The sequence below is a fragment of the Bacillus sp. LQ01 genome, from assembly GCF_057624735.1.
Genome location: NZ_JBYEZL010000001.1, coordinates 874,562 through 891,126 on the forward strand (window position 1 = coordinate 874,562; position 16,565 = coordinate 891,126).

At 35.5% G+C, this 16,565-nt stretch carries 18 protein-coding genes; 16 read left to right on the plus strand and 2 right to left on the minus strand.

Annotation, left to right across the window (positions count from 1 at the left end; all coding sequences use genetic code 11):
* The first annotated feature begins 15 nt into the window (after positions 1 to 15).
* From AC22L0_RS04720 to AC22L0_RS04740, 5 genes are all read left to right on the plus strand, one after another.
* Positions 16 to 1,236, plus strand: a complete 1,221-nt coding sequence (locus tag AC22L0_RS04720) for a flagellar hook protein FlgE (protein WP_058839178.1) — start codon at positions 16 to 18, stop codon at positions 1,234 to 1,236.
* 49 nt (positions 1,237 to 1,285) lie between these two features.
* On the plus strand, positions 1,286 to 1,621 hold the full coding sequence (locus AC22L0_RS04725; RefSeq protein WP_000198166.1) for a DUF3964 family protein: 336 nt from the start codon (positions 1,286 to 1,288) through the stop codon (positions 1,619 to 1,621).
* Positions 1,622 to 1,834: 213 nt separating this feature from the next.
* On the plus strand, positions 1,835 to 2,320 hold the full coding sequence (locus AC22L0_RS04730) for a hypothetical protein (protein ID WP_000068301.1): 486 nt from the start codon (positions 1,835 to 1,837) through the stop codon (positions 2,318 to 2,320).
* Between the two features lie 123 nt (positions 2,321 to 2,443).
* Entirely contained in the window at positions 2,444 to 3,352 is a 909-nt protein-coding gene (locus AC22L0_RS04735; RefSeq protein ID WP_000075943.1) for a chemotaxis protein, read from the plus strand.
* 646 nt (positions 3,353 to 3,998) lie between these two features.
* Positions 3,999 to 4,946 carry a DNA-binding domain-containing protein gene (locus tag AC22L0_RS04740; RefSeq protein ID WP_140160728.1) on the plus strand — a complete coding sequence of 316 codons (948 nt, stop codon included), beginning with the start codon at positions 3,999 to 4,001 and terminating at the stop codon, positions 4,944 to 4,946.
* Positions 4,947 to 5,041: 95 nt separating this feature from the next.
* Here AC22L0_RS04740 and AC22L0_RS04745 read toward each other — a convergent pair whose 3' ends face one another.
* A complete protein-coding gene (locus AC22L0_RS04745; RefSeq protein ID WP_087966010.1) occupies positions 5,042 to 5,842 on the minus strand; it encodes a flagellin N-terminal helical domain-containing protein in 801 nt (266 codons plus the stop codon).
* A gap of 253 nt (positions 5,843 to 6,095) precedes the next feature.
* Positions 6,096 to 7,202, minus strand: a complete 1,107-nt coding sequence (locus tag AC22L0_RS04750) for a flagellin N-terminal helical domain-containing protein (protein WP_087966008.1) — start codon at positions 7,200 to 7,202, stop codon at positions 6,096 to 6,098.
* Between the two features lie 257 nt (positions 7,203 to 7,459).
* Here AC22L0_RS04750 and AC22L0_RS04755 point away from each other — a divergent pair, with 257 nt between their 5' ends.
* The 11 genes from AC22L0_RS04755 to flhF all read left to right on the plus strand — a co-directional run bounded on the left by AC22L0_RS04755 (position 7,460) and on the right by flhF (position 16,549).
* Positions 7,460 to 8,245 carry a lytic transglycosylase domain-containing protein gene (locus AC22L0_RS04755; RefSeq protein ID WP_087966006.1) on the plus strand — a complete coding sequence of 262 codons (786 nt, stop codon included), beginning with the start codon at positions 7,460 to 7,462 and terminating at the stop codon, positions 8,243 to 8,245.
* 62 nt (positions 8,246 to 8,307) lie between these two features.
* On the plus strand, positions 8,308 to 8,532 hold the full coding sequence (locus AC22L0_RS04760) for a flagellar motor switch protein FliN (RefSeq protein WP_000775712.1): 225 nt from the start codon (positions 8,308 to 8,310) through the stop codon (positions 8,530 to 8,532).
* 14 nt (positions 8,533 to 8,546) lie between these two features.
* Positions 8,547 to 9,533, plus strand: coding sequence for a flagellar motor switch protein FliM (fliM, locus tag AC22L0_RS04765; RefSeq protein ID WP_087966004.1), 987 nt, complete (start codon positions 8,547 to 8,549; stop codon positions 9,531 to 9,533).
* A 10-nt stretch (positions 9,534 to 9,543) separates the two neighbouring features.
* A complete protein-coding gene (gene fliN / locus AC22L0_RS04770) occupies positions 9,544 to 9,903 on the plus strand; it encodes a flagellar motor switch protein FliN (protein ID WP_000680010.1) in 360 nt (119 codons plus the stop codon).
* 12 nt (positions 9,904 to 9,915) lie between these two features.
* Entirely contained in the window at positions 9,916 to 10,236 is a 321-nt protein-coding gene (locus AC22L0_RS04775; RefSeq protein WP_000121176.1) for a hypothetical protein, read from the plus strand.
* Positions 10,233 to 10,991 carry a flagellar type III secretion system pore protein FliP gene (locus AC22L0_RS04780; protein WP_001220582.1) on the plus strand — a complete coding sequence of 253 codons (759 nt, stop codon included), beginning with the start codon at positions 10,233 to 10,235 and terminating at the stop codon, positions 10,989 to 10,991. Before AC22L0_RS04775 ends, AC22L0_RS04780 begins: the two co-directional genes overlap by 4 nt.
* 33 nt (positions 10,992 to 11,024) lie before the next feature.
* Positions 11,025 to 11,300 (plus strand): flagellar biosynthetic protein FliQ, encoded by a 276-nt coding sequence (locus AC22L0_RS04785; protein WP_001098085.1) that lies wholly within the window; start codon positions 11,025 to 11,027, stop codon positions 11,298 to 11,300.
* Positions 11,301 to 11,315: 15 nt separating this feature from the next.
* Positions 11,316 to 12,077 carry a flagellar biosynthetic protein FliR gene (locus AC22L0_RS04790; protein WP_001055718.1) on the plus strand — a complete coding sequence of 254 codons (762 nt, stop codon included), beginning with the start codon at positions 11,316 to 11,318 and terminating at the stop codon, positions 12,075 to 12,077.
* 10 nt (positions 12,078 to 12,087) lie between these two features.
* Positions 12,088 to 13,134: a flagellar type III secretion system protein FlhB gene (gene flhB, locus AC22L0_RS04795; protein ID WP_001040115.1), complete on the plus strand. Its 1,047-nt coding sequence runs from the start codon at positions 12,088 to 12,090 to the stop codon at positions 13,132 to 13,134.
* Between the two features lie 23 nt (positions 13,135 to 13,157).
* The gene (flhA, locus tag AC22L0_RS04800; protein ID WP_000472585.1) at positions 13,158 to 15,224 is read left to right on the plus strand and encodes a flagellar biosynthesis protein FlhA; all 2,067 of its coding nucleotides are present in this window, start codon (positions 13,158 to 13,160) and stop codon (positions 15,222 to 15,224) included.
* A gap of 14 nt (positions 15,225 to 15,238) precedes the next feature.
* Positions 15,239 to 16,549: a flagellar biosynthesis GTPase FlhF gene (flhF, locus tag AC22L0_RS04805; RefSeq protein ID WP_061655901.1), complete on the plus strand. Its 1,311-nt coding sequence runs from the start codon at positions 15,239 to 15,241 to the stop codon at positions 16,547 to 16,549.
* Positions 16,550 to 16,565 lie beyond the last annotated feature (16 nt).

Here is a 16,565-nt window from a genome sequence, read left to right on the forward strand (position 1 = left end):
GAGTGTCCATACGTTATGATTAAAGCGTTATATACAAGTATTACAGGGATGAATGCAACACAAAATGCATTAAGTGTAACTTCAAATAATATTGCCAATGCACAAACAGTAGGTTATAAAAAACAAAAAGCAATGTTTGATGATTTACTATATAACAATTCGATTGGTGCAAAAGCCGATGATAAATATGCTGGAACAAACCCAAAAAGTATCGGTAACGGTGTAAAATTGAGCGGAACGGTTACCGATTATAGTGATGGTACAATTACGTTAACAGGTGGTAAAACACAAGCAGCAATGGAAGGTAATGGTTTCTTCGTTGTAGGTGATTCAAAAGGCGGAAATATGGAATTTACTCGTAAAGGTACGTTTGGGATATCTTCAGATTACTATATTACGAATACTGAAGGTCAATACGTATTTGCATACCCTGCAAATGAGGCAACTGGTGAAGTTGATTTATCTGGAATTCCAGGACCGTTGCAAATTCCAATGGGAACGGCAATTGGTGGTATTCGAACATCAAAAGGTGTAGTTGGAGGGAATATTCCAGCTGATGCAAAAGCAATCTCACAAGAGATACCTATATATGATAATGCTGGTAACACTTGGACGATGCGTGTGGAGTTTACACAAACGAGCGAACATAATTATTCATATAAAGTACAGATGCGCAATGATTCGAAAAAAGAAGGGTTTAAGGATGTTGAAGGTGCAGGCGGTAATATGGCATTTGATGCTGTTGGAAATCCAAGTCCGAAAGAGCAAGCAGCTAATATTCCATTTAATGGCGGCAATATAAAACTAGACTTAAGTAATTTAACGAATCATCCAACAGATAAAACATTATCAGTAACAGGCGTAGATGGTAGAGCGGCGGCGACTGTTAAAGATTGCTTCATTGCTGATGGTGGATATGTGATGGTAAAATATTCTGATGGAAGCATGAAAGCTGCTGGCCAATTAGCTGTTGCGATGTTCCCGAACGAAGGCGGACTAATGAAAACTGGTAATGGTAACTATACAGCGACGAATACGACGGGTATTTTAGCTCTTGGTGCATCTGGACAAAATGGAGCAGGAAAAGTACGTGGTAGTGCACAAGAAGGTGCAAACGTAGATTTATCTGTAGAATTTGTTGACTTAATGTTATACCAACGCGGATTCCAAGGAAATGCGAAAGTAATTAAAGTTTCAGATGAAGTATTAAATGAAGTTGTAAACTTAATTCGATAATATATCGCATGGAAAAAATGTAATGGAGTAGAAAGGGTTTTTTATTCGTATGACAAGACAAGAGCGAATTTTACAATTGCCTTTTTTCGAAAATAAACGTGAACTTGCCGAGCAAGTATTAAAAATAGAACGAGAAGAGCATGTATATTTACCAGATCAATTTGAAATTAAGCAAGTGCCTCCGTATTCATTTGGCGAAAAACAAGCGATCATTGGCCGTATCCATGAGTTTTATTTCATAAGTGTTGGTAGCGATAGTGTTTGGAAGTATCAACTGTTTAAGGATGAGATGAAGTGTCGTGAGTTTTTTGTTATGTTGCCAAATATTACGGATCAGCAGATAGCGTTTTGGTTTAATAACATAGAGTTATTGAAAGGTTCTTAAAAGCACTTTTTAGGTTTTGAGAGAGGACCTGGCGATGTTTTGGAGCGGTTAGTGCCTAATAGAGTCCCGACCGATGTGTAAGACCAGAGATATGTAGCGTTACTAGAGTAGTGTGGTAGTGTAAGAAGTGGTAATATAAAATAGTTTTAAGTTAATTTAAGGTAGTTGTATATACAATTAGACTGAATTTCTATAAAAGGAGAGGTGAGGAGGATGGCGCAAAATAAGTATCGCGTTACATTCATTTCGCCGAGTGAGGTTGAGCAGCGGACTGTAATGGCGGCGAATAGTTTGCCAGATTTAATTCGTAAAGTAGAAAGTATTATCGCAGATCCAAACGGTTATTTTGTGAATGATAAAAAAAATAATTGTTATTTTAAAGTGATTAAAGAAAATGTTACGTTTATTCAATATGAGTTACTATTTTCGGATAAGGAAATTCATATTGAAAAATTAAAACATATAGCACCGGTAGTATTAAAGCGATTATTCGAAAAAATAAATGACCCGGAATTATATGCACTCGCGCTACTTGATGTTGATATAGCAACGAAAGAATATGTGCTAGCAGAAATGAATTCTGAACTGAGAATAAGAGTAGAGACAGAGCTTTCGAAAAAATGGGAAGCAATGCCGACGGAAATTGTAGGTGCACAAGAAGTTTTATTAGAGGCACTTGCTTCGTTTATACAAGATTAATTGTTTTTTTATAAAATGAATCGTTCGACTATCTATATTTTTTATATAGGTAGTTGACTTTTTCTCTTTTATAAAGCTTAATAATTAGATATACGGAATTAATGGAAGGGGAGCGACACCTTTATGTCACAAGCACAAAGTATTTTATTAGAAAGCGGAACAAATGAATTAGAGATTGTTACGTACACTGTTGGTGAAAACCTATTTAGTATTAATGTAATGAAAGTACGTGAAATCATTAATCCATTCCCTGTTACAACTGTGCCAGAATCTCATCATGCAGTTGAAGGTGTTGTTCAAGTACGTGGTGAAATTTTACCTGTTATTAACTTGGCAATGGCTCTTAATTTAAAGTCAACAAAGCCACTTGATCAAACGAAATTTATCATCTCAGAATTAAACCAAATGAAAGTTATTTTCCGCGTTGATGAAGTGCATCGTATTCAACGTATTTCGTGGGAACAAATTGATGAACCAGCTTCATTATCTATGGGACTAGAAGAAACGACATCTGGTATTGTAAAACTAGATGGAAAAATCATCTTACTATTAGATTATGAAAAAATTGTATGTGAAATTAGCGGCACTGGTTATGACAATAAATCAATTGCAGGATTAGAACAAAAAACAGATCGAGCTGAAAAAGTAATTTACATTGCAGAAGATTCAGCGATGCTTCGCCAAATATTAGAAGAAACATTATCATCAGCTGGATATACAAAAATGAACTTCTTCAGCAATGGTGCAGAAGCGTTAGCGCAAATTGAAAAATTAGCGAAAGAGCAAGGCGAAAAAATGTTTGAGCATATTCACTTGCTAATTACGGATATTGAAATGCCAAAAATGGATGGACATCATTTAACGAAAGTGGTTAAGGATAGTGAAGTAATGAATCGTTTACCAGTCATTATTTTCTCTTCATTAATTACAAATGAATTATTCCATAAAGGTGAAGCTGTAGGAGCAAATGCTCAAGTAAGTAAGCCAGATATTCAAGAGCTAATTGGTTTAGTTGATAAGTTAGTGTTGTAAGAAAAGCACTTTTTTAGCTGGAATAGAGGAACTAGCTATGTGTGGCAGCGGTCAGTGCCTAATAGAGACCCATGCGATGTAAGACCAGAGATATGGAGTGTTTTTTAGGTAAATGGGACGAGATAGCCGCCGAGATAGCTTTAGAAGAAGCGAGACTTCGATTGAGGATTTGAAGACTGGGTTTATAACTCTATTTTGTTAGAGAGGAGAAGGAATTAGCCAATGCTACATATGGCTAATTCCTTTTTAGTATTCTATACTCTAAACTGGTAGAAAAATGAAAGGTTTCTTGGGTGTTTGTCGCTGTATGTGTGAATAATCTTCATTTAGAGATTTTTAATTTAAAAATATGAGTGAACGTATTTTTTTGGATTACTTTAGTAACATTTCGTGGTAACGCAAATTTTTTCGGTGAAAAAACATCCGAAATACCATATAATATAATTAAATGTAATTAATATGCAATTTTACATATTATTAAAAAACATTTTCCAAATTTTTATACTTTCTATACATTTTTGTATGTTTATTATTTGACAGATAATTTCGAACTGTTATAATATGGATATGTAAAAATTGCTATTTTCTTAAAAGACATGGGAGTCAGATGAGAATTGTGAAAGGATGAGGGGGAGTGGCACAGATTATGTATCACCACACAGCAATTAATGTATTAGGTCTTTTACAAAACATGTCAAATAATAAAATGAACGATATGCAACTAGAAGCGGAATTAAAAAAAATAGAAAAAGAATTCCAAATAAAGTATGAAGAGTTAGTTGATTTACATAATAGAATGGTATTATTTCAAATAGATATAGAAAAAAATGGCGGGATGCGAGCATATGAAAAATCAGCAATTACATGGCTGAAGTCTGAACTAGAGCTACTGTATGAAGTGTATCAATTTTGTCAACGTCACGGTTTAAACATTTTAAATATTTCAAAATACGTAAGTAAAAATGAACTAAATCTTTTTCCAAAAACAGAAAGTCAATTGCAAAATACGTATTATAAATTGAAAAAACGTGAAATACCATTTGAAAATATTGAAAAACAAAAACCGGGACGAAAGCGAAAATATATACCAGTAAAAGAGACAATCGTTGCAAGAAAACAAGAAAACGAGTACGAATTAAAAGAAGAAATCCAGCATAAAGAGGATGAAAAAAATCTTGTAACAGTTATATCTGGTATCGTTGATAACTTTGAAACAATTAATCAATGTAGTGAAAGGAAAGAAGACGAACTACATCAGTTTATGGAAGGTATTTATAAGCTTTCTAGCATGGCAGCAGGGCGTTCTAGAGAAGCAAAGAATACACGTAGTCTAGAAGGCGAATTGCAGTCGTTACAACTAGAAAATGAAAGGCTAAAACGAGAGAAAGAAGAGCTTGTACAAGATATTAAAGGCATGACGCAGCTTTTAATTCATTTCATTACAAGTTCTGATATTGATCAAATTCGTAAATTACCAACTTTCGTACAAGATTGTAAAATGGAATTACATAAACTAGGGCTATATAATGCACAAGACGGAAAAATGAAAATAATGGTTGACCGTAGCGGACAAGTTATGACGGTAACACAGTAATAAAATTTGGGTACAAAATAAAAGGGAGATACATAGTTTATATGTATTTCCCTTTTGTTTTGTATGGAATCGTTCCAAAGATGGAAGATTCATTTTTAAGATTGTAGTAGTTTAGAGACCATTTTCGGAATTTGGTTCGCTTGTGAAACCATACTAATTGCAACTTCAGTCAATAATTTGAACTTTAAAAAATCACTCATCTCCTGCGCCATTTCTGCATCTTCAATTCGAGATGCAGCATCTGTTAACGCCATACTTTGGCTATTTAAATTTTCAATATTAAACTGTAAACGATTTATCATTGCACCAAGGTCGGCACGATGAAGTGACACACTTTGCAAAGCCTCTTCAATTTTAAGGAGCGCCGCTCTGGCTTCTTGTTCTGTTGAAATCTTGATGTCGTGTTGTGTAGGGGAAGGGGGAATATGTTTCGTCATATTTATCGTATGATCGATATCGTCTAATGTAATAGGGCGGTTTTGACCGTCAAATACAGATAAATCATTAAACTCAGTCGTCTCGCCAATATAGCCAATTTGTTCTGTTAAAGACTGAAACTCTTTATTCAGCGAATGACAGTTTTTATTTGAATTTGTACCGTTTGAGGATTGAACGGCCAAATCACGCATACGCTGTAAAATATTCGTCACAGTTTGAAGGGCAGCTTCGGCCGTGCGAAGCATCGATATTGCATCCTCATTATTACGAATCGCCACGCGCATACCACTTGCTCTCGCATGCATACGAGTCACAATTGCAACATTAGCGGGATTATCAGAAGCATGGTTTAACTTCTTACCAGTCGCCAAATGCTCCATTACAACATTCATACGCTTTTCATTCTCATACAACGACTGCCTAGCATTCCTACTTAAAACATTCGTACCAATACGCATAATAGACACTCCTTATAGATTGATATAGTCAGTGTTCTAAAGCTAATAAACGGTTATGAAGAGAAAAAGAGACTTATGCTCACTTTATCTTTTTGTTTTCATACACGGAACGAGAATAAAATAGGCCCTGACCGCTACTAAATATGGCTAGAGCTTCTCTTTAAGCTAAAAAAAATCTTTCAATCTATCTATATAGAAAAAATAAACCTCTCTGCAAGCAGAGAGGTTTATTCAGGAAACTAACTCAAATGGCTTATTGTAATAATTTAGAAACCATTTGTGGAGTTTGGTTTGCTTGAGAAAGCATGCTGATACCAGCTTCGTTCAAGATTTTGAACTTAGTCATTTCAGACATTTCTTTCGCCATGTCAGCGTCTTCGATTTGAGAAGCAGCTGAAGCCATGCTAGCAGATTGGCTCTTAAGGTTGTTTACGTTAAAGTCAAGACGGTTTAATGTAGCACCTAGAGTTGCACGGTTGTCGGCAACTGTTGTTAGAGCTTTATCAATTGCTTTAACAGCTTCTAAAGCATTATCTTTTTCAGCTGCATCTGTTGCTTTAGGAAGTACAGCTGCTTTTAAAGCATCTTTAATATCATCTACGCCAGCTGCAGTATCATCTGCTGCACCTGTTTTAAATCCTTTAAGAGCATCTTCAATACCTTTAACTTGTGTAGCGTCCATACTCCCTTTGATGTTATTAAGAGCATCTTTAATAGCTGTAACATCAGCATCCTTAGAATCTTTTGTTAAGTCAGCAATTCCTTTAGTAACTGCGTCAATGTCTTTTTGTTCAATTTTAGTACCAGCACCAGCACCAGCACCAGCAACAGCACCAATAGAAATTTTATCAATTCCTAATTTTTCAAGAGTAACTGCTTTTAAATTAATACCAATTTGTTGTTCAGAACTACTTGAATCAAGTGTTTGAATCTTAACTTCGCTATCTTCTTTTAATAAGTTCTTATCATTAAATTGAGTGTTGTCTGCAATGTAAGTGATTTGTTTTTGTAATTCATCAAATTCTTTTTGTAGTGCAGATTTGTTTGAATCAGTATTCGTACCGTTAGCTGATTGGTTAGCGATGTCACGCATACGAAGTAAGATGTTAGATACTGAGTTCATTGCTGAATCAGCTGTACGGATTAATGACATACCGTCTTGTGTGTTGTTAGCTGCTACATTTAGACCGCTTTCACGTGCACGCATACGAGTTGCGATTGCAAGACCAGCAGCATCGTCAGAAGCGTTGTTGATACGTTTACCACTTGATAAACGATCCATAGAATTGCTCATTTTTGATTGGTTTTGACGCATGTATTCTTGCGTACGTAAACTGTTAATGTTTGTATTAATTCTCATAATTAAGAACCCCCATTTTTTTATATTGACTTTTCTGCAAATTGAAAAACGGTAATATGCGAAAAAATCAATTTCGAGATTTATTGTAATCCCTGTCATAGCGGGTGTCAACTAAAAATTCGAATTAATAAATATAAAAAAATAACAGTTTAACAATATATTCATTTTTTTATTACATAATTATTAAAAGGATTATTGCAAACTTTAAAAAAAAACTCTAATATTAGATTATCTTTGTTTACCGAAAAGGTGATATTATGATAGTTGGAAATATAGTAAAAGAAGTGCTTGCATATAAGAAAGGACAAATTCAGCAAAAGCTAAGTAGTCCACAAGCATTCGTTAGTAGTCGTTTTCAAGAGAAGTTGCAGAGTGAACCTGCGAAGGAGACGAAGGCTACTACGCAGCCGGCAAAAGTAGAAGATATGAGTCAGCCGGTACAATCTACGAAAATAGAAGCGGTTGTTAATAAACCCGTAGAAACTATTAATAAAGTAGAGGAAGCGAGTAAGTCTGAAGAAAAGGCTGAAACGAAGAAAGCAGATGAAGTGCAAGTTGCGCAAAAAGAGTTTGAACGACGTTTCCCAGAAACGAAAAATGAGGCTGCTGATACGTGGGAATTAACGAAGAAGTATAATATTCAAAAAATACGTTCTTCCAATGAAGGGAAGTATGAGGATATTATTGATCGTGTAAGTCGTACATATGGAATTCCGAAAACGTTAATTCAAAAAATGATTGAAGTAGAGTCTAATTTCAATCCGAAAACGGTGTCACATGCCGGTGCGATGGGACTTATGCAGCTTATGCCAGCGAATGTGAAGGAGATGGGTGTGAAGAATCCCTTTTCACCAGCTGAAAGTATTGAAGGTGGCGTGAAAGAGTTAAGCGGTTATTTAAAGAAAAATAACGGCGACTTAGTATTGGCACTTGCTTCTTATAATGCTGGTCCTGGGAATGTGAGAAAGTACGGAGGCGTACCGCCATTTAAAGAAACGCAAGGATATATTAAAAAAATATTAAATATCGACGTTTCAAAATAAGAAGTTTCATATATAGAGAGAACATGAAATTTTCGTGAACATGATATGGGAGTTGGCTAGATTTGAAATTACAAGATGATATTCCGTTAACAATTTATTTTGAAATCGGAAATACGAAAAAGAAAATTGAAGATCTGCTTCATATTACGAAAGGTACATTGTATCGTCTTGAAAATTCAACGAAAAATACGGTGCGTCTTATGCTTGAGAATGAAGAGATTGGAACCGGAAAGATTTTGACGAAGAATGGGAAGATGTACGTTGAAATCGTTGAATTGAAAAGGTAGGGAAGGGGATTGTCATGAGTGGCGAAAAATTAAGCCAAGAGCAAATTGATGCCCTGCTGAAGGCGGTAAATGAAGGCGAGGAAATGCCAGCTTTCGCACAAGAAGCAGGAAAGCAAGAGAAATTTCAAGAGTATGATTTTAATAGACCAGAGAAGTTCGGTGTTGAGCATTTACGTAGTTTGCAAGCGATTGCTTCTACGTTTGGAAAACAGACGTCACAGACGTTATCAGCGCGTATGCGTATTCCAATTGAACTAGAGCCTTCAACAGTTGAGCAAGTTCCATTTACGAGTGAGTATGTGGAGAAAATGCCGAAAGATTATTATTTATATTGCGTAATTGATCTCGGTTTACCAGAGCTTGGAGAAATTGTTATTGAGATTGATTTAGCATTCGTTATTTATATTCATGAATGTTGGCTTGGCGGAGATAGTAAGCGTAACTTTACGATGCGCAGACCGTTAACAGCATTTGAGTTTTTAACGCTTGATAATATATTCTTGCTTCTTTGTAAAAATTTAGAGCAATCATTTGAAAGTGTTGTTGCGATTGAACCGAAATTTGTAACGACAGAAACAGATCCGAATGCATTAAAGATTACGACAGCGAGTGATATCATTTCATTACTTAACGTAAATATGAAAACAGAGTTTTGGAATACGACGGTGCGTATCGGAATTCCATTCTTATCTGTTGAAGAAATTATGGATAAGTTAACGTCTGAAAATATTGTCGAACATTCTTCAGACAAGCGTAAAAAGTATACGTCTGAAGTGGAAATAAAAGTAAATCAAGTGTACAAACCTGTTCACGTTGCAATTGGTCAGCAGAAAATGACAATGAGTGAGATTGAACAAATTGAAGAAGGCGATATTATTCCGCTTCATACGAAAGTTTCGGATGAATTACTTGGTTATGTAGATGGAAAGCATAAATTTAATTGTTTTATTGGAAAAGATGGAACGCGTAAGGCGCTCCTATTTAAAAGTTTTGTAGAGTAGGAGGATCCATATGAAGCATGAAGTATCTCCCGTGTCATTAATGGGATTAGAAGATTTTGCAGGAAAGCGAAATGAAGCAGGTAAAGCACATATTGATACTGTTTCAGATATTTCGATTGAACTTGGTGTAAAGCTTGGAAAGTCATCTATTACACTTGGTGATGTAAAGCAGTTAAAAGTTGGCGATGTTCTTGAAGTAGAGAAAAACTTAGGACATAAAGTAGATGTGTATTTAAGTAATATGAAAGTCGGCATCGGTGAAGCAATCGTAATGGACGAGAAATTCGGTATTATCATTTCTGAAATTGAAGCTGATAAGAAACAAGCGGCGCTTATGAAAGCGCAAAGTCAAATGCAAGATAAAGAGTAGAGGAGGAGTCATATGTCGTATATGACGACCTTATTTCAAGTCGTTTTACTGTTTGGTGCGCTCGGCTACGGTGCATATTATATGACGAAAAAGACGCGCAAACAGCAGTTTTTTAAGCAGGGTGAAAATGGCCATATACAAGTAAAAGACGGCGTTTATTTAAATCATCAAACGAGTGCCTTTTTATTTGAAGTGGACGGAAAGCAAGTGTTCACTGTTATTAGTAATAACGGTGTGCAGTCTGTGCAATTAACCGGAACAGGAAATCAGTTTCAACAAGCACTAGAAGACGCGGTGAAGAGTGAAACGAAAAAAGTAGAGGATCCATCATGAGAATAAAGAAACAGTTATCATTATTAGCCGTTATTTTCGTATTTTCTATCGTTTTTTCAATTATTTTTGTAAATCCAGCGTATGCAGCCCCGAACGGTTTTATTAATTTCGAAAATGGGAAAGAGTTTACGAGTAATTCAAGTGTACAACTATTTGCGCTCGTTACCCTTTTATCATTATCTTCTTCTATCGTTCTATTATTTACACATTTTACTTATTTTATGATCGTTCTAGGGATTACACGTCAAGGACTTGGGGTAATGAATTTACCACCAAACCAAGTGCTTGTTGGACTTGCATTATTTTTATCACTCTTTACGATGCAGCCTGTACTTGGGCAACTGAAGAGTGATGTGTGGGATCCGATGACGAAAGAGAAAATAACAGTAAGTCAAGCTGCGGAAACGACAGCTCCTATTATGAAAGAATATATGTCAAAGCATACGTATAAGCATGATTTAAAAATGATGCTGAAAGTACGCGGAGAAGAGTTGCCGAAAGATTTGAAAGATCTTTCACTATTTACGCTCGTACCATCCTTTACGTTAACGCAAATTCAAAAAGGTTTACTAACAGGGATGTTCATTTATTTAGCGTTTGTATTTATAGATTTGATTATTAGTACACTTTTAATGTACCTCGGGATGATGATGGTACCGCCGATGATTTTAAGTTTACCGTTTAAAATACTCGTTTTCGTATATTTAGGTGGATATACAAAAATCGTCGACATTATGTTTAAAACGGTCGCCTGAAGCGTTTGATGCTATGTGATAGGAGTCATATAAATGAATACGTCACCAATTATAGATATTTTTCAAACCTTTTTTTATAAAGGGGTTATGATTTTAATGCCGGTTGCCGGCGTAAGTATGATTGTCGTTATTATCATCGCTGTCATTATGGCGATGATGCAAATTCAAGAGCAAACGCTGACGTTTTTACCGAAAATGGCGAGTATTGTCCTCGTTATTATCATTTTAGGTCCGTGGATGTTCCAAGAGTTAACGACACTTATTTTAGATTTATTTGATAAAATCCCATCGCTATTGCGTTCGTACTAAGATAGGTGAACTGAAATGAATATGGAATTATGGGCGGCAACGTTTTTTGCGTTTTGCCGCATTACTTCATTTTTATATTTTTTACCGTTTTTCTCAGGACGATCCATTCCAGCAATGGCGAAGGTTACAGTTGGACTTGCTCTTTCAATTACAGTGGCTGATCAAGTGGATGTCTCTCACATCAAGACAGTTTGGGACGTTGCAGCTTATGCAGGAACGCAAATTGTAATTGGATTATCACTTTCAAAAATTGTAGAAATGCTGTGGAACATTCCTAAAATGGCCGGGCATATTTTAGACTTTGATATCGGTTTATCACAAGCAAGTTTGTTTGATGTAAATGCGGGCTCACAGTCTACTTTACTATCAACCATTTTTGATATATTTTTTCTCATTATTTTTATTTCACTTGGCGGCATTAATTATTTCGTTGCCACGATTTTAAAGTCGTTTCAATATACAGAGGCGATTTCAAAATTGCTGACGACTAGTTTCTTAGATAGTCTACTCGCAACGCTATTATTTGCGATCACATCAGCGGTTGAAATTGCTCTTCCGCTCATGGGAAGTTTATTCATCATTAACTTTGTTCTTATTTTAATTGCAAAAAACGCTCCGCAATTAAACGTTTTTATGAATGCATACGTAATTAAAATTACGTGCGGTATTTTGTTTATTGCGATGAGTGTACCGATGCTCGGTTATGTGTTTAAAAATATGACGGATGTATTACTTGAAGAGTATACGAAACTATTTAACTTTTTCTTAACGAAGTAGGGGGACGCGCATGGCAAAGGATAATAAAACAGAAAAGGCCACCCCGCAGAAGCGTAAAAAATCGCGTGAAGAAGGGAATATTGCCCGGAGTAAAGATTTAAATAATTTATTTTCCATTCTCGTATTAGCAGTTGTCGTTTATTTCTTCGGAGATTGGCTAGGGTATGAGATTGCGAATTCCGTAGCGGTGCTGTTTGATCAAATTGGAAAAAATACAGATTCAACCGAGTATTTTTATTTAATGGGGATTTTATTACTGAAAGTATCGGCTCCGATATTAATACTCGTATACGCTTTTCATTTATTCAATTATATGATTCAAGTCGGGTTCCTATTTTCTTCTAAAGTCATTAAACCGAAAGCATCACGTATTAATCCGAAAAACTATTTTACGAGACTGTTTAGTCGTAAAAGTTTAGTAGATATTTTGAAATCACTGTTTTATATGGGATTAATCGGTTACGTCGCTTACGTTCTTTTTAAAAAGAATTTAGAGAAAATCGTGAGCATGATTGGATTTAACTGGACTGCGTCACTTACTGAAATTATTAGGCAAATTAAATTTATTTTCTTAGCAATTTTAATTATTTTAATCGTTCTTTCTATTATTGATTTCATTTATCAAAAATGGGAGTACGAGCAAGATATTAAGATGAAAAAAGAAGAAGTGAAACAAGAGCATAAAGATAATGAAGGGGACCCGCAAGTAAAAGGGAAACGAAAAAACTTTATGCATGCAATCTTGCAAGGAACAATTGCGAAGAAGATGGATGGCGCAACGTTTATTGTAAACAACCCGACTCATATTTCGGTCGTACTTCGTTACAATAAACACGTTGATGCAGCACCAATTGTCGTTGCAAAAGGGGAAGATGAGCTCGCGTTATATATACGAACGCTTGCCCGTGAACAAGAAATACCAATGGTGGAAAACCGTCCGCTTGCTCGTTCTTTATATTATCAAGTCGAGGAAGATATGGCGATTCCAGAAGATTTATACGTAGCTGTAATTGAAGTTATGCGCTATTTAATTCAGACGAACGAACTTGAAGTATAATAGCGCGTTTGGAGGAGATCTCTTTGTTTAAGATAGAGTCTGCAAGAACCTATTTTTCTATCTTTTTAGCAGCGTCATTCGTAGTGGCGCTCTTAATTCCACTTCCACCATTTATACTTGATATCATTATCGTTTTTCTACTAAGTATGTCAGTGCTTATTTATATGCGAGCGACAAGTATTAACGAGTGGGATGAATTAAAGTCATTTCCAACGATGTTGTTATTAATCGGGATTTTCCGCGTATCGATTAACGTTTCGACGACGCGAGCGATTTTGACAGATGGAAATGCAGGTCATGTTATTGAAGAGTTCGGCCAGTTCGTAATTGGCGGAAACTTATTAATTGGTATCGTTATTTTTACAGTATTAATCATATTCCAGTTTATTGTTGCAAACGGTGCGTCTCGTACAGCTGAAGTCGCAGCTCGTTTTACACTTGATTCTTTACCAGGGAAACAAATGTCTATCGATGCTGATTTAAACCAGCGTATTATTTCAGAAAAAGATGCACAAGCAAAACGAAAAAAATTAAATATGGAAACAGAGTTTTATGGGGCGATGGATGGTGCCGGAAAGTTCATTAAAGGGGACGTTATTTTCGGGATTGTCATTTTATTCGTAAACATTATTTTCGGTTTAATTGTCGGAATGATGCAGCAAGGGATGAGCTTTGCAGATGCGGCTCTTCATTATACACAGTTAACTGTCGGTGACGGAATCGTAAACCAAATTGGATCGCTAATGCTTGCAATTTCAACAGGTATTATCGTAACGCGTGTATTTGACGGCTCACCAGATACAGTAACAGAAGGTATCTTTAAAGAGTTATTAGCGCATGAAGTCGTTGTATATGCGCTCGGTGGTTTATTTATCGCAATGGGTATTTTTACTCCGCTACCGTTTCTACCATTCGCACTCGTTGGCGGAACAATTATCTTCTTAGGAATTCGTAATAAAAATCGAATAAAGAAAGAAAAAGAAGACGAGCTTCAAAAAGAAATAGAAATGATCCAAGGCGAAGATGAGCAACTGCAACAAGTAGAAGATTCATTTGGAGTATTTACGGATAAATATCCAATTATAGTAGAACTCGGTTTAGATTTAGCAGCACTTGTAAAGCAGAAAATTAACGGGGAAACAGCGCGTGATAAAGTTGTTCTTATGAGGAAGTCAATTATTACTGACCTTGGTATTAACGTTCCTGGAATTAACTTTAAAGATAATACGAGCTTTAGACCACGCGGACGTTACATTATTCGAATTAAAGGTGCGAAGGCGGCTGAAGGTGTTTTAAAATCAGGTTATTTATTAGCACTGAAAACACCAAACGTAATGGCTGATTTAGATGCAGAGCCAGCGAAAGATCCAATTTTTGGTGAAGATGGATATTGGATTTTAGAGCATATGGTGCAAGATGCACAAATGAAAGGCTATCAAGTGTTAGAGCCACTTAGCATATTAATTACACATTTAGATGTTGTCGTTAGACGTAATCTTCATGAATTAATTCAGCGCCAACATGTAAAAGACTTAATTAACTCGCTTGAAAATGATAATGGCGTTCTATTAGAAGAGATTAAGAAAAAAGAAATTGATTTATCACTTGTTCAAAATGTTATTAAACAACTTCTAAAAGAAGGTATTTCTATTCGTGATTTACCAACAATTATTGAAGGTATTATTGACGGCAAAGAAATTTATCAAAACCACGTTGATGGTGTGACATCATTTGTTCGTGAATGTATTTCAAAAGTTATTTGTGAAAATGCGAAAAATCCAGACGGAAAAATATATGCAGCGCTCTTCTCTGATTCAATTGAGTTAGATGCGGATGTTGTGAATAATTCATATCAAGGTTACTTATTAAACTGGGATTTAGATTTAGAAACACGTGTCGTTGAGCAAGTGCAGCGCGTCTTTAAGCAAGCACGTTTAATGGGAAGAGAACCAGTGTTATTAACACGTAGAAAAGATTTTAGATTTGCGATTGTAAGACTGCTAGAACGTTATCAAGTGGAAGCACAAGTACTTTGTATTAGTGAATTAGCACCAGAAATTGTTGTGGATCAAATTGCCTATATTGAATAGTAGGGGGTGAAGTAATGGAAAGTACAGAAAAGAAAGAAGCGTTAATGCGAATAAAAGCAGCTTCGAAAAATGAATTGTATCGAAAGTTATTTGACCAATATGGTACAGATTATTATTACGTTGTCGATGAAAGTGTAAAACGAAATATACCGTTTTTCTGGAAAAAGGATTATGAAATGTTAGTTGCTTTTCCAGAAGAAAAACAGGAAGAAGTGAATGAAGGTACAGCTCAATTTCATGAACAGTTAATGGATGTTGTGAATGATCCTTCAGAACAAATTGTGAAGGCGAATGGAATTCAATCAGTACTGCACAATTTAGAAAACGTAACGACTTCTATGTCATACGCGGCGATGCAAACAGGAAATAGTGAAGAATGGGCAAGAAAAAAAGAGAAACTATTAAAGCTGTTTGAAAAAGGAATTGTCGTGGTGAAACAGACGAAAGAAACGGAAGTAACGAAAAAGAAAAAAGTTGTGAAACAAGTCGTTCCGGTAAAGAAAGAAGAAGTAGTTACAAAGAAAGAAAACCAAGAATCTGTACCGTTTATTATTCAAAAAGTAATTCGGATGCTAGAACAAAACGATGTGGAACAATATTTCATTCATGCATATGCTGAAAAGTTAAAAATAAAGTTTGAAAATGCGACGATGATTACGGAAGAAGAAGTTATCAGGTACATATTGGAAGATATGAAATCTCATTTCAATACGGAAAACGTCTTTGAAAAAGAAGTACAAACAATTGCATTAATCGGTCCAACTGGCGTTGGTAAAACGACGACACTGGCGAAAATGGCATGGCAATTTCACGGTAAGAACAAAACAGTTGGTTTTATAACGACAGATCATTCGCGCATAGGGACAGTGCAGCAATTGCAAGATAACGTAAAGACAATTGGATCTGAAGTAATTGCTGTGCGTGATGAAGCTGCAATGACAAGAGCGCTTACGTATTTTAAAGAAGAAGCACGCGTCGATTATATTTTAATTGATACAGCAGGGAAAAATTATCGTACGTCAGAAACAGTGGAAGAAATGATTGAAACGATGGGACAAGTAGAACCAGATTATATTTGTTTAACGTTATCAGCTTCAATGAAAAGTAAAGATATGATTGAAATTATTACAAACTTTAAAGATATTCATATAGATGGTATTGTGTTTACGAAATTTGATGAAACAGCAAGTAGTGGCGAATTGTTGAAAATTCCAGCAGTATCATCAGCTCCTATTGTATTAATGACAGATGGCCAAGACATAAAGAAAAATATACATATCGCTACAGCTGAACATTTAGCAAAACAAATGTTACAAACATCGTAGAAAAGAGGTGAAGAAT